A 13,432-nucleotide genomic window follows, 5' to 3' on the forward strand; every position below is an offset into this window, starting at 1 on the left:
CTGGCGCCGGGCGGCGAAGGCGCGCAAGCGCGGCCTGCACGGCGGAACGGACTAGTTTCGCCGATTCCGGGCCCGGCCGCCAGCCGGACCGGCACGCGCGCGTTGACAGCGCGCAGCCCGCTCCGGACAATGGCCGGCCTTCCGCGGCGGTGGCATTGCCGCGGAACCCGAGCCAACCGTGCGGCACCGGCGGGGTATAGCGCAGTCTGGTAGCGCGCCTGCTTTGGGAGCAGGATGTCGGGGGTTCGAATCCCTCTACCCCGACCATCCGCCGACGGCCCTGTCCGGCCCGCTATCATGCGCCTACGCGCCCGTAGCTCAACCGGATAGAGCACCGGCCTTCTAAGCCGGTGGTTGCAGGTTCGAGTCCTGCCGGGCGCGCCACGCATCAGATCCAACCGGCGCCGATGGCGTCGGCGGAACGCCCGGGACGGGCTCTCCGGAATGCTTCAATGGTGGCTGTAGCTCAGTTGGTTAGAGTCCTGGATTGTGATTCCAGATGTCGGGGGTTCGAGTCCCCTCAGCCACCCCACCCTACCGCGAGCCGGGCGCAGGACGCACCGGGACCGCGATCGGCCGCGAGCACCGCGGCCTGCAAAAAGATTGTCGCGCCATGCGCGGCTGCGTTATTATTCGAGTTCGGGGCCGTTAGCTCAGTTGGTAGAGCAGTTGACTCTTAATCAATAGGTCCAAGGTTCGAATCCTTGACGGCCCACCAAACTTCAGGCGCCCGGGTAACCGGGCGCTTTTTTTTTGGTTTCCCGGCACTTGCCGGCCGGCGCCGGCGCGTAAGATGCGCCTGCGCCGCCGGGCGCTTGCATCGCGAAAGTGGCGGAATTGGTAGACGCCCTGGTTTTAGGTACCAGTGCCGCAAGGCGTGCGGGTTCGAGTCCCGCCTTTCGCACCAGCCCGGACCGATCGGACTTCCGTGATCGACGCTGTGTCCGACGGCATTCCTCCGCCCGCATTCCTCCGTGGCGTTCAGTTCGTGGCCACTTGAACAGGTAGCCCTGTATCCTCACATCTGGCCCGAACAGACACTCCTTGCGAGGACTCAATGCGTAGCGGCAACCCGGCTTTGAAGGAATCCACTTTCCTCGATCTTGGCAGCGGCACCGTCGTGTCTCGCGCCAGCGGCGCGATGACCCTCAACGGCACGGTCAACAAGACCGGCCTGCTGCTCGTCCTGGCCGTGATCACGGCGGCGTTCGCCTGGAACCAGGTCGAGGTCACCGCCGAAGGCATGACCGGCGGCGGCTATCTCTGGGGCGGCCTGATCGGCGGCTTCGTCCTGGCGATGGTCACGATCTTCAAGAAGGAATGGGCGCCGGTCACCGCGCCCATGTACGCGCTGGTGGAAGGCCTCTTCCTCGGCAGCATCTCGGCGGTCTTCGAAGCCAAGTATCCCGGCATCGCGTTCCAGGCCGTGCTGCTGACGTTCGGCACCCTGTTCGCGCTGCTGATGGCCTACCGCTCGGGCCTGATCAAGGCGACCGAGAACTTCAAGATGGGCGTGGTCGCAGCCACCGGCGGGATCGCGCTGGTGTACCTGGCGACCATTGTGCTGGGCTTCTTCGGGGTCGAGATCCCGATGATCCACGGCAACGGCATCGTCGGCATCGGCTTCAGCCTGTTCGTGGTGGTGATCGCGGCGCTGAACCTGGTGCTGGACTTCGACTTCATCGAGACCGGCGTCGAGCGCGGCGCGCCGAAGTACATGGAATGGTACGGCGCGTTCGGCCTGATGATCACGCTGGTGTGGCTGTACATCGAGTTCCTGCGACTGCTGTCGAAGCTGCAGTCGCGCAACTGACATTGCAGGCTGTGACGGAAGAAGGCGCTTCGGCGCCTTTTTTCGTTCTTGGCCTGCCGACCGGTGTCACGCGGCGGAACGGACCCCGGTGGGAGCGGCTTCAGCCGCGAGCTTTCATGCGGATGGCATCGCCGATCGGAAAGCTCGCGGCTGAAGCCGCTCCTACAAGGGCATTGCCTTGCGGCTACGCGGCGTCGGGCACTTTTCCGAGCGCCGCCCGGCGCGCAGGCCAGAGCATGAAGCCGACAGCCACCGCGGCCAGGATCCAGCAGTAGTACACCTTGCCGGCCAGCGCCAGCGGCGACACGGCGGCCAGCGAACCGGCCAGCAGGATCTGCGCGCCATAGGGCAGTACGCCCTGGACCACGCAGGCGAAGATATCGAGCAGGCTGGCCGAGCGGCGCGGCGTGATGCCGTGGCGCTGCGCGATGTCCTTCGCCACGCCGCCGCCGACCAGGATCGCGACGGTGTTGTTGGCGGTGAAGGCGTCGCCCAGCGCGGAAAGCGCGGCGATGCTGAACTCGCCCGCCCGCCGCCCGGTATGCCCACGGGCGAAGCGGGCGATCGCATCGGCCAGCCACTGCAGGCCGCCTTGCGCCTTGGCCAGCGCCGCGAGCCCGCCGATCAGCAGCGACAGCAGGGTGATCTCGACCATGCTTTCGTAGCCGAGGTAGATGTCGCCGGCGAGGGCCTGCCAGTCGTAGCCCGGCGACAGCACGAACCCGAACGCGCCCGCCAGCGCGATGCCGATGCCCAGCACCACGATCACGTTGAGGCCGCTCAGCGCCAGGCCCAGCACCGCCAGGTACGGCACCACCAGCCACTTCGAAACCGGGTCCGGCGCCTCGACCGGCGCCGCGTCGCCGAGGAAGCCAAGCAGCACGACGGTGGCCAGCGCGGCGGGCAGCGCGATCCTGAAGTTCTCGCGGAACTTGTCGCGCATCTCGCAACCCTGGCTGCGGGTGGCGGCGATGGTGGTGTCGGAGATCACGGACAGGTTGTCGCCGAACATGGCCCCGCCGATCACCGCGCCGACGACCAGCGCACGGTCCAGCCCGGCGGCGTCGGCAACGCCCAGCGCGATGGGCACTACCGCCGCGATCGTGCCCATCGAGGTACCGATCGACAGCGACACGAAGCCGGCGACCACGAACAGCCCGGGCAGGATGAGCGCCGGGGGCAGCGCGCCCAGGCCCAGCGCGACCACCGCATCGACCGAGCCGATCGCCTTGGAGACCATCGCGAACGCGCCGGCGAGCAGGAAGATCAGGCACATCAGCACCACGTTGCTGTCGCCCATGCCCGCGAGCAGCGTGTCGAGCGCCTTGAGACCGCGGCGGTGCGCAAGCCAGGCCGCGAGGGCCAGCGCCGGCAGGATCGCCACCGGGGCACGGAGCTGGTAGAAGCCCATCGCCTCGCCCTGGGCCGTGAACCAGAGCCCCGCGCCGAAGAACAGCGCCAGGAACAGCAGCAACGGCGTCAGCGCGATGGCACTGGGGCGGGCTTGCATCGCTTTATCCGGATAGAAGGATCAGAGATTGTGCGGCGCAGCGCCGATGCTGTCGATTGCCGGGAATGGAAAGTCAGCGTTCCAGCCGCGGGTGGAATGGGGTGACCGCACGGTTTCCGGCGCGATTGCACCGTCCGGATCGCAAACCACGATCGTCAGCCCCCGCGAGCGGGACCCGGGGGGACGCTCCCTGCCCGGTGTGCACAAATCGCTCGCCCTTTTTGGACGCCCCTTGGACACTCGGGCTCGGACCACCTTGGAAAACAAAACGGGGCGCCGAAGCGCCCCGTCCGGAATCCGCACAGTCTGGATCAGGCAGCCGCGCGGCTCGCGATCGCCTTGGCGAAAGACATCGTGGTGCCGGTTCCGCCCAGGTCCGGGGTCAGCGAATCCTTGGCTTCGAGCGTGGCGACGATCGCCGTGCGCAGCTTGGTCGCCTGTGCTGGCATGCCCAGGTGGTCGAGCATCTGCGCCGCGCCGAGCAGCAGCGCGCACGGATTGGCGACGCCCTTGCCGGCGATGTCGGGGGCCGAGCCGTGCACGGCTTCGAACACGGCGACGTCGGTGCCGATGTTGGCTCCCGGAGCCAGCCCGAGGCCACCAACCAAGCCGGCACACAGGTCGGAGATGATGTCGCCGAACAGGTTGGTGGTGACGATGATGTCGAACTGCTCGGGGCGCATCACCAGCTGCATGCAGGTGTTGTCGACGATCAACTCGTTGCACTCGATATCCGGGTACTGCGCGGCCACTTCGCGCGCGACCTTCAGGAACAGGCCCGACGTCGACTTCAGGATGTTGGCCTTGTGCACCACCGTTACCTTCTTGCGGCCAGTGCGGCGCGCGAGTTCGAAGGCGTAGCGGACGATTCGCTCGGAGCCCTTGCGCGTGGTGCGGGTGATCGAAGTGGCGGTATCGCCGTCGGCGGACACCTCCTGGCCTTCGGCGCTGTACGCGCCTTCGGTGTTCTCTCGCACGGTGATCAGGTCGACGCCGCTGGAGAAGCGCGATTTGGTGTTCGGGAACGAGATCGCCGGACGCACGTTGGCGTACAGGTCGAAGCGCTTGCGCAGCTCGACGTTGATCGACGAGAAACCTTCGCCGACCGGCGTGGTCAGCGGGCTCTTGAGCGCGACCTTGTTGGCGCGGATCGAATCCATGGTCGCCTGCGGCAGCAGTTCACCATGCTTGTCGAGCGCGGCCATGCCCGCGTCGGCCTCCTCGTAGGCCAGGCCGAGGCCCATGGCGTCGAGCACGTGGAGGGTGGCGTCCATGATTTCCGGGCCGATGCCATCGCCGCGGATGACGGTGATCGTATGGGACATGCGTGTGGGGTCCATGCAAAAAGGACGCAAGGCAGGGTGCCGGGCGTCGGAGGCGTAAAGCAGCCTCTTATTATGCCGGACGGGCTGCCACCGCGCCCGCGCTCGCCGTCCACACAAGATCGCATCCGCCGCGCGGATGCGGCGATTCAGCCGTGGTCGTGCGCGACCGGCGCGGCAGCGCCCTGCTCCAGCTGGTCGAGGAAATCCACGGCCCGGCGCAGGTGGGGGATCACGATGCTGCCGCCGACCACCAATCCCACCGAGAACGCCTCGAGCATCTCGTCGCGGTTGACCCCCGCGTCGCGGCACTGGGCCACGTGGTAACTGATGCAGTCGTCGCAGCGCAGCACCATCGAAGCCACCAGGCCCAGCAGCTCCTTGGTCTTCACGTCGAGCGCGCCGGCCTGGTAGGCCTGGGTGTCGAGCGCGAAGAAGCGGCGCACGACCTGGTTGGGCTCGGCCAGGATGCGTTCGTTCATGCGCTGGCGGAATGCGGTGAACTCGCCCATGCGGTCGCCGGAACTGTCGTTGCTCATTCAATCTGTCCGTTGGTGGATGTTGGGGATCGCCCTGCCCGGCTGGCTGCCGCCGGGTCCGCGACAGACAGTGTCGCCTAAGGCGCCTGCCCTTCCAACAACGGCTCGAGCTTGCCGGCGCGGTGCAGCGCCATCATGTCGTCGTAGCCGCCGACGTGGGTGTCGCCGATGAAGATCTGCGGCACGCTGGTGCGGAGGGCGCGGGCCACCATCTTTTCGCGTTCGGCCGGATCGGTGTCGATCCGCACTTCGTTCCAGCTCAGGCCGCGGCTCTTGAGGAAATTCTTGGCCGCGACGCAGTAGCCGCAGATGGCGCTGGTGTAGAGGGTGATCTGCGGTGCAGGCGAGGCATTCACGGCGGGGCTCCTGAACTTGGCGAGCGGTACATGGTCGAAGGATGCGGCTGTCCGGCCGGTGTTCAAGCTTCGCCCATGGAACGCTGATGATCGCGCACAGCGGATTAACCGCGGATTCACGCCGCTCGACGCGGCCCTCGCCATCCTGCACGCTGCCCCTCTGCTCCACCGAAGAGATCTCCATGCGCCTGACCGTTGCCGTCGCCGCCCTGATGTTCGCCGTCGCCAGCATGTGCGCGCCCGCGCAGGAGGGCGCGCGCCTGCCGGACATCGGCTCTTCCGCCGGGACGGTGCTCAGTCCCGCGGACCAGAAGGCGTATGGCCAGATGATGCTGAGCCAGTTGCGCAACTACGACTACATCCTCGAGGATCCGCTGGTCGACGCCTGGCTGCGCGGGCTGGGCAACCGGCTCGCCGCCGCCAGCGACGACCCCAGGCAGGACTTCACCTTCTTCATGATGAAGGACCGCCAGGTCAACGCCTTTGCCACCGTGGGCGGCTACGTCGGCGTCAATGCCGGACTGGTGCTGGTGGCGGACACCGAGGACGAGGTGGCCGGCGTGCTGGGACACGAGATCGCGCACGTGACCCAGTCGCACGTGCTGCGCAGCGTCGAACGCGCGCAGCGCGACAGCGTGCCGATCCTGCTGGCCATGCTGGGCGCGATCGCGATCGCCCAGTCGGGCAGCAGCTCCTCCGGCGATGCGGCAATGGCGGCCATGGCCAGCGCCCAAGGCATCGCCGCGCAGCGCCAGATCAACTACACCCGCAGCAACGAATCGGAAGCGGACCGGATCGGCATCCGCACCATGGCGCGCAGCGGATACGACCCGCTGGCGATGGCGCAGATGTTCGAGCGCATGCAGGCGCTGGAACGCAGCAACCAGGGTGGCGAAAAGGAACGCACCCCGGACTACCTGCGCAGCCATCCCGTGAACACCACCCGCATCGCCGAGGCCAAGCAGCGCGCCGCCAAGATGGAAGAAAGCGGCGACACCCGCTTCACGCCTGCGTATACGACCAGCGACAACCCGCTGCTGCCGTCCTCGCTCCAGATCAGCACCGCGCCATCGGGCAGCGATAGCGTCCAGTTTGGCTGGGTGCGCGAGCGCCTGCGCGTGCTCAGCGCCAACACGCCCACCGCGGCGATCAACGAGTACGAGCGCATGCGCCGCAGCGGCGAGCTCACCGCCGCGCAACGCTACGGCCTGGCCCACGCGCACCTGCTCGCAGGCCACGGCGCCGAGGCGGCGAAGGAACTGGTGCCGCTGCTGGCAAAGTATCCCGGTGACAGCTGGCTGCTGCTCGCGATGGCGCAATCCAGGGCCCGCGCAGGGGACCCTGCGGCCGCCGACGCGATCTTCGAGGACCTGCTGGCACGGATGCCCCGTAACCGGGCGGTCGCGCTGACCTACGCCGGCGTGCTCGCCGAACGCAACAACGCCGCCGCGGGCAAGCGCGCGCAGGACGTCCTGCGTCCGCAGCTCGCCAGCGCCAGCGACGACCCGCTGTTCCAGAGCACCTTCGCCCGGGTGAACGAGATCGCCGGGGATTCGATCCGTGCCGGCGAGGCCTGGGCCGAAGCGGCTTACCTCAACGGCCGCCCGGAACGGGCGCTGGTGCAGCTCAACAACCTGAAGAAACGCAGCGACCTGGACTACTACGCCCGCGCCCGCATCGATGCGCGGATCGCCGCGATCACGCCGTCGGTGCTGGAACTCCGGCGGCAGGGCGTCCGCGACCCGGACCTGGATCGGCAATAGCGTCGGCGGCGAATAGCCCCCGTCGGGCAGCTGTCACGCGTCCGTCATAAAAACGTAGTCTACTGGCCGCATCGAAAGAACCACGGGGCGGCAGCCGCGACACGCCATGCAGAAGCGCATCCTGATCGTCGATGACGAACCCGCGATCCGCGACATGGTCGCTTTCGCCCTGCGCAAGGGCGAATACGAACCCGCCCACGCCGGCGACGCGCGCGAGGCGCAGGAATCGATCGCCGATCGCGTCCCGGACCTGATCCTGCTCGACTGGATGCTCCCCGGCACCAGCGGCATCGAGCTGGCGCGCCGCTGGCGCCGCGACGAGCTGACCCGCGAGATCCCGATCATCATGCTCACCGCGCGCGGCGAGGAGAACGATCGAGTCGGAGGCCTGGAAGCCGGGGTCGACGACTACGTGGTCAAGCCGTTCTCGGCGCGCGAACTGCTGGCGCGCATCCGCGCGGTGATGCGCCGGTCGCGCGACGACGACGAGGACGGCAGCGTCGTGGTCGGCGCGCTGCGCATCGACGGCACCGCGCACCGGGTGTTCGCGCACGGCGAACCGGTCCAGATCGGCCCCACCGAATACCGCCTGCTGCATTTCTTCATGACCCACTCCGAGCGCGTCTACACGCGCACCCAGCTGCTCGACCACGTCTGGGGCGGCAACGTCTACGTCGAGGAGCGAACGGTCGACGTCCACATCCGGCGCCTGCGCAAGACGCTGGAACCCTCAGCGCTGGACGGCATGGTGCAGACGGTGCGCGGCTCCGGGTACCGGTTCTCGGCCTCGGTCTGAGGGCCCGGATGCCGGATTGGGACGACCGGCCTGCGGCGATCGAGAGAACGCCGGATCGTGGATTGGCCGGCGCGCGCGCCGGCACGGTTACCATCAGTCCGAAGAGTCCCGCTTCCGCGTTTCCTCGATCCCCAATCCGAAATCCCGAAATCCCCAATCCCGGCTTCCCACCCATGCTTCCCCGTATCCATTCCGCCTGGATCAGGACGCTCGGCCTGCTCGCCCTGGTGCTGGTCACGGCATTGCTGGCCGGTCTGCTGGCCGGCCGGCCGTGGATGGCACTGGCCATTGCCGCACTCGGGGTCGTCGCCTGGCACTACTGGAAGCTGCGCAGCGTGCTGCTGCGGCTGACCGCGCGCCAGCGCGTAGAACCGTCCGGCGGCGATGGCGTCTGGGACGAGCTCGACCGGCTGCTCTACCGCACCCAGGAGGAAATGCGCGGCCGCAAGCGACGACTGGTCGAGATGCTGCGCGCCTACAGCGCCGCCGCCGCCGCGCTGCCCGACGCGGTGGTGGTGATCGAACGCAACAGCCAGCGGGTGCGCTGGTTCAACGATGCCGCCACCGGGCTGCTGGGCCTGCGCTATCCCGACGATGTCGACAGCGCGCTGGGCGAGCGCCTGCAGCCGCTGCCGGTCTCACGCTGGCTGGCCGCCGGTCGCCACGCCGAACCGATGCTCGACGCGGCATCGCCGGTCGACCCGTCATTGCGCCTGAGCCTGCGCCTGATCCCGTATTCCGATGAGCTCTGGCTGCTGGTCGCGCGCGACGTGAGCAAGATGATGCGACTGGAACAGATGCGCCGCGACTTCGTGGCCAACGTCTCGCACGAGTTGCGCACGCCGCTGACGGTGGTGCACGGCTACCTCGACATGCTCGACCCCGGCGACCAGCCCGAATGGGCGCCGATCCTGGAGGAGATGCGCCACCAGTCGCAGCGCATGACCCAGCTGGTGGAGGACCTGCTGACGCTGTCGCGGCTCGAAGCCCAGGACAGCGTGGTCGACGAGGAAGTGGCGATGGATTCGATGCTGGTCACGCTGCGGCGCGAGGCCGAGGCGCTGAGCCAGCGCCGGCACGACATCAGCGTCGAGGACCGCGCCGGCATCGACCTGCTGGGCTCGACGCGCGAACTGCACAGCGCTTTTTCCAACCTGGTCGGCAATGCGGTGCGCTACACGCCCGCCGGCGGGAGCATCGCCATCACCTTCGCGCGCACCGCCGACGGCGGCGCCGAGCTGTCGGTGCGCGACAGCGGCTATGGCATCCCGGCCGCGCACCTGCCACGCATCACCGAACGCTTCTACCGCGTCTCCACCAGCCGCTCGCGCGAATCGGGCGGCACCGGCCTGGGCCTGGCGATCGTCAAGCACATCCTGCAACTGCACCAGGCGCGGCTCGGGATCCAGAGCGAGGTCGGCAGCGGCAGTACCTTCGCCTGCCGCTTCGGGCCCGAACGCGTCCATGCGCGCGACCGCGCGTTCACGCCGGTACCCGCCGCGTCCCCCTCGACTCCCGCATCCATTCCATGAACCCTCCCGTTCCCGCCGTCGAGGCTCCGGCCGACAACGACCCGCTGCGCGACCCGTCGCTGTACTTCAACCGCGAACTGTCGCAGCTGGATTTCAACTTCCGCGTGCTGGCCCAGGCGCAGGACGAGTCGGTGCCGCTGCTCGAGCGCCTGCGTTTCCTGTGCATCTCCTGCACCAACCTCGACGAGTTCTTCGAGATCCGCGCCGCGACCGTGCGCCATGCGCAGGATTTCGCGGTGCCGGTCGCCGCCGACGGCATGTCGCCGGCGACGCTGTTGCGGCGCATCCACGACCGGGCCGCCGAGCTGGTCGAGGCGCAGTACCGGTGCTGGAGCGAGGAACTGCGCCCGGCGCTGTCGGCCAGCGGCGTGCGCGTGCTCGGCCGCGAGACGTGGAACGCGCGCCAGCGGCGCTGGCTGCGGGCCTATTTCCGCGAGGAGATCATGCCGGTGCTGTCGCCGCTTGGCCTCGACCCGGCGCACCCGTTCCCGAAGATCCTCAACAAGTCGCTCAACATCGTCGTCGTGCTCAAGGGCAAGGATGCGTTCGGGCGCACAGGGCACCTCGCCATCGTGCGCGCCCCGCGCTCGCTGCCTCGCATCATCCAGATGCCGCACAAGGTGTCGGGCGGCGAGTACGACTTCGTGTTCCTGTCCTCGGTGCTGTCGGAGTTCGTCGCCGAGATGTTTCCGGGGATGGAGGTCAAGGGCGCGTACCAGTTCCGCGTCACCCGCAACTCCGAGCTGATCGTCGACGAAGACGAGGTCGAGAACCTCGCGCTTGCGCTGCGCGACGAGCTGGTCGGCCGCGGCTACCTGCGGGCGATGCGGCTGGAGATCGCGGCCAACTGCCCGAAGCCCATCGTGCAGACCCTGCTCGAGAACTTCGAGCTGCCGGCCAATGCCGTCTACCGCATCCATGGCGCAGTCAACCTCAACCGCATCATTCAGATCTACGACCAGGTTGACCGCCCCGACCTGAAGTACCCGGTGTTCGTGCCGCGGCAGCTGGCCGAGAGCGACGCGATGTTCGAACGCGTGGCCGCCGGTGACGTGCTGCTGCACCACCCGTTCGATGCGTTCACGCCCGTGCTGGAGCTGATCCGCCAGGCCGCCGACGACCCGAACGTGCTGGCGATCAAGCAGACCCTGTACCGTACCGCCAAGGACTCGGCGATCATCGAGCACCTGGTGCAGGCGGCGCGCAACGGCAAGGACGTGACCGCGGTGGTGGAGCTGCGCGCGCGCTTCGACGAGGAAGCCAACCTCGCCTTCGCCGACCGCCTGCAGGAGGCCGGCGTGCAGGTCGTCTACGGCGTGGTCGGCTACAAGACCCACGCCAAGATGCTGTTGGTGGTGCGCCGCGAGGGCCGCAAGCTGCGCCGCTACGTGCACCTGGGCACCGGCAACTACCACGCCGGCACCGCGCGCGCCTACACCGACCTGGGACTGATCACCGCCGACCCCGCGATCGGCAATGACGTGCACCTCATCTTTCAGCAGCTGTCTGGGCTCGCGCCGGCGATCCGGCTCGAACGCCTGCTGCAGTCGCCGTTCACCCTGCATGCCGGCGTGCTCGCGCGGATCGAGCGCGAGGCCATGCATGCGCGCGCCGGCCGCGCCGGCCGCATCGTCGCCAAGATGAACGCCCTCAACGAGCCGCAAGTGATGCGGGCACTGTATGCGGCCTCACGCGATGGCGTGCAGATCGACCTGGTGGTGCGCGGCGCCTGCACCCTGCGCCCCGGCGTGCCCGGCGTGTCGGACAACATCCGCGTGCGTTCGATCGTCGGCCGCTTCCTCGAGCACAGCCGGGTGTACTGGTTCGGCAACGACGGCGACCCGGACCTGTTCTGCACCAGCGCCGACTGGCTCGAGCGCAACCTGCTGCGGCGCGTGGAGACCGGCTTCCCGATCCTCGACCCGGCGATCGCCGCCCGCATCCAGGACGAGGTGCTCGACAACTACCTGGCCGACAACCTCAACGCCTGGGAGCTGCAGGCCGACGGCAGCTACCGCAAGGTCGAACCGCGGGAAGGCGACATGCCACACTCCGCGCAGGCCGCACTGCTGGCGAAGATCTGCGCATGAGTCCGAACACCGCCACGCTACCGGCCTTCGTCCCCACCACCGCCGAACCACTGCGCGACGGCGACATGCTCGCCGCCATCGACCTGGGCTCCAACAGCTTCCACATGGTCGTGGCGCGCTACACGCTCGGGCAACTGCGCGTGGTCGACCGGCTGCGCGAAACCGTGCGCCTGGCCGAGGGCCTGGACGGCAAGGGCGGGCTGACGTTGGAAGTGAGGCAGCGCGCGCTCGAATGCCTGTCGCGCTTCGGCCAGCGCATCCGCGACATCCCGCGGCAGCACGTGCGCGCGGTCGCTACCAACACCGTGCGCGCGCTGTCGGCGCCGCAGGCATTCCTGATGCCGGCGGAAACGGCGCTCGGCCACGCGATCGAAGTCATCGCCGGCCGCGAGGAAGCGCGCCTGGTGTATCTCGGCGTCGCCCACGCGCAGCCGCCGAAGAACGGCCACCTGCGGCTGGTGATCGACATCGGCGGCGGCTCCACCGAATGCATCATCGGCGCCGGCTTCGACGCGATCGAGCGCGAGAGCCTGCAGGTGGGCTGCGTGGCCAGCACCCGCCGCTTCTTCGACAGCGGCAAGCTCACGCGCCGGAAGTGGAACGACGCGCTGGTGGAGGTCACTGCCGAGTTCCAGCAGTTCGCAGGCACCTACCGCGCATTGGGTTGGCAGGAGGTCTTGGGCTCCTCGGGCACCAACAAGGCGATCGGCGAGATCTGCGCGGCGATGGACCTCACCAAGGGCTCGGTGACGGCCGAAGCGCTGCCACAGGTGCGCGAGCGGCTGCTGCGCGCCGGCCACATCGACGCCATCGACCTGCCCGGGCTCTCGGACGAGCGCCGGCCGATCATCGCTGGCGGCGTGCTGGTGCTCGAGGCGGCGTTCGCCGCGCTGGGCCTGGATCGGATGGCGGTGAGCAAGGCGGCGCTGCGCGAGGGCGTGCTGCACGACATGCTGGGCAGGAACCGCGACGAGGATCCGCGCGACGCTTCGGTGGCCGCGCTGATGCTGCGCTATGGCATCGACGCCGACCAGGCGCTGCGGGTGGAAGGCACCGCGCTGCAGCTTTTCGACCAGGTCGCAGCGGCGTGGCGGCTCGGCCCCGACGACCGCCTGATGCTCGGCTGGGCGGCGCGCCTGCACGAGCTTGGCCTGGCGATCGCTCATAGCCAGTACCACGTACACGGCGCCTACGTGCTGGAACATTCGGACATCGCCGGCTTCTCGCGCCAGGAGCAGCAGTTCATCGCCGCGCTGGTGCGCACCCACCGCCGCAAGATACCCAAAGCCGCGTTCAACGTCCTGCCCGAACGCCTGCTCGCGCCGGCGCGGCGCACCGCGGCGCTGTTGCGCATCGCCGTGCTGCTCCACCGCGGTTACGACGCACGCGAGATCCCGCGCCTGGACGCCGCGGCCGAGGGCCGTTCGCTGGCGATCGCGCTGGCGCGCAACTGGCTCGAGCCACGTCCGCTGCTGCGTGCGGACCTCGCCGGCGAACCGGCGCACATGGTGCCGCTGGACATCGCGCTGGCGTTCGACCTGCTGTAGCAGGGCCGCGGTAGTGCGCGGAGGCGACCCCGCTCCCATCAAGGGCAAGTCACTGGATCCCCGCCTGCGCGGAGATGACGTCGAATCGATTCTCGCTTCGTGCGGAGAGTGGTAGCTCCGGAAAATTCCCGGAGTTTCGTCAACCTCGCACAGCCGGGGATCCA

10 protein-coding genes and 5 tRNA genes are annotated in these 13,432 nt (G+C 68.5%); 11 read left to right on the forward strand and 4 right to left on the reverse strand.

What is annotated here, in order from left to right; translation table 11 throughout:
- The first annotated feature begins 190 nt into the window (after positions 1-190).
- The 6 genes from ACFOM9_RS07750 (at position 191) to ACFOM9_RS07775 (ending at position 1,813) form a co-directional block, all read left to right on the forward strand.
- Positions 191-267, forward strand: a tRNA-Pro gene (locus ACFOM9_RS07750).
- A gap of 40 nt (positions 268-307) precedes the next feature.
- Positions 308-384, forward strand: a tRNA-Arg gene (locus ACFOM9_RS07755).
- A 71-nt stretch (positions 385-455) separates the two neighbouring features.
- Positions 456-532, forward strand: a tRNA-His gene (locus tag ACFOM9_RS07760).
- A 110-nt stretch (positions 533-642) separates the two neighbouring features.
- Positions 643-718, forward strand: a tRNA-Lys gene (locus ACFOM9_RS07765).
- A 104-nt stretch (positions 719-822) separates the two neighbouring features.
- Positions 823-907, forward strand: a tRNA-Leu gene (locus tag ACFOM9_RS07770).
- A 150-nt stretch (positions 908-1,057) separates the two neighbouring features.
- Complete coding sequence (locus tag ACFOM9_RS07775; RefSeq protein WP_386708557.1) at positions 1,058-1,813, forward strand: Bax inhibitor-1/YccA family protein; 756 nt, start codon at positions 1,058-1,060, stop codon at positions 1,811-1,813.
- Positions 1,814-1,997: 184 nt separating this feature from the next.
- Here the strand turns inward: ACFOM9_RS07775 and ACFOM9_RS07780 are convergent, their stop codons facing one another.
- From ACFOM9_RS07780 to grxC, 4 genes are all read right to left on the reverse strand, one after another.
- On the reverse strand, positions 1,998-3,323 hold the full coding sequence (locus tag ACFOM9_RS07780) for a Na+/H+ antiporter NhaC family protein (protein ID WP_386708560.1): 1,326 nt from the start codon (positions 3,321-3,323) through the stop codon (positions 1,998-2,000).
- Between the two features lie 311 nt (positions 3,324-3,634).
- Complete coding sequence (locus ACFOM9_RS07785; protein ID WP_386708563.1) at positions 3,635-4,648, reverse strand: isocitrate dehydrogenase; 1,014 nt, start codon at positions 4,646-4,648, stop codon at positions 3,635-3,637.
- A gap of 146 nt (positions 4,649-4,794) precedes the next feature.
- A complete protein-coding gene (locus tag ACFOM9_RS07790; protein WP_386708566.1) occupies positions 4,795-5,184 on the reverse strand; it encodes a carboxymuconolactone decarboxylase family protein in 390 nt (129 codons plus the stop codon).
- A gap of 77 nt (positions 5,185-5,261) precedes the next feature.
- The gene (gene grxC / locus ACFOM9_RS07795; protein ID WP_386708569.1) at positions 5,262-5,540 is read right to left on the reverse strand and encodes a glutaredoxin 3; all 279 of its coding nucleotides are present in this window, start codon (positions 5,538-5,540) and stop codon (positions 5,262-5,264) included.
- A 182-nt stretch (positions 5,541-5,722) separates the two neighbouring features.
- Here grxC and ACFOM9_RS07800 point away from each other — a divergent pair, with 182 nt between their 5' ends.
- The 5 genes from ACFOM9_RS07800 (at position 5,723) to ppx (ending at position 13,268) form a co-directional block, all read left to right on the forward strand.
- A complete protein-coding gene (locus tag ACFOM9_RS07800; RefSeq protein WP_386708572.1) occupies positions 5,723-7,303 on the forward strand; it encodes a M48 family metalloprotease in 1,581 nt (526 codons plus the stop codon).
- Between the two features lie 106 nt (positions 7,304-7,409).
- The gene (phoB, locus tag ACFOM9_RS07805) at positions 7,410-8,099 is read left to right on the forward strand and encodes a phosphate regulon transcriptional regulator PhoB (RefSeq protein ID WP_386708575.1); all 690 of its coding nucleotides are present in this window, start codon (positions 7,410-7,412) and stop codon (positions 8,097-8,099) included.
- Positions 8,100-8,272: 173 nt separating this feature from the next.
- Entirely contained in the window at positions 8,273-9,631 is a 1,359-nt protein-coding gene (gene phoR, locus ACFOM9_RS07810) for a phosphate regulon sensor histidine kinase PhoR (RefSeq protein WP_386708578.1), read from the forward strand.
- A complete protein-coding gene (ppk1, locus tag ACFOM9_RS07815; protein WP_386708581.1) occupies positions 9,628-11,721 on the forward strand; it encodes a polyphosphate kinase 1 in 2,094 nt (697 codons plus the stop codon). The genes phoR and ppk1 overlap by 4 nt, the downstream gene beginning before the upstream one ends.
- Positions 11,718-13,268, forward strand: a complete 1,551-nt coding sequence (gene ppx / locus ACFOM9_RS07820) for an exopolyphosphatase (protein WP_386708584.1) — start codon at positions 11,718-11,720, stop codon at positions 13,266-13,268. The genes ppk1 and ppx overlap by 4 nt, the downstream gene beginning before the upstream one ends.
- The last annotated feature ends 164 nt before the right edge of the window (positions 13,269-13,432 follow it).

This window comes from Luteimonas notoginsengisoli, assembly GCF_042648885.1.
GTDB lineage: Bacteria > Pseudomonadota > Gammaproteobacteria > Xanthomonadales > Xanthomonadaceae > Luteimonas > Luteimonas notoginsengisoli.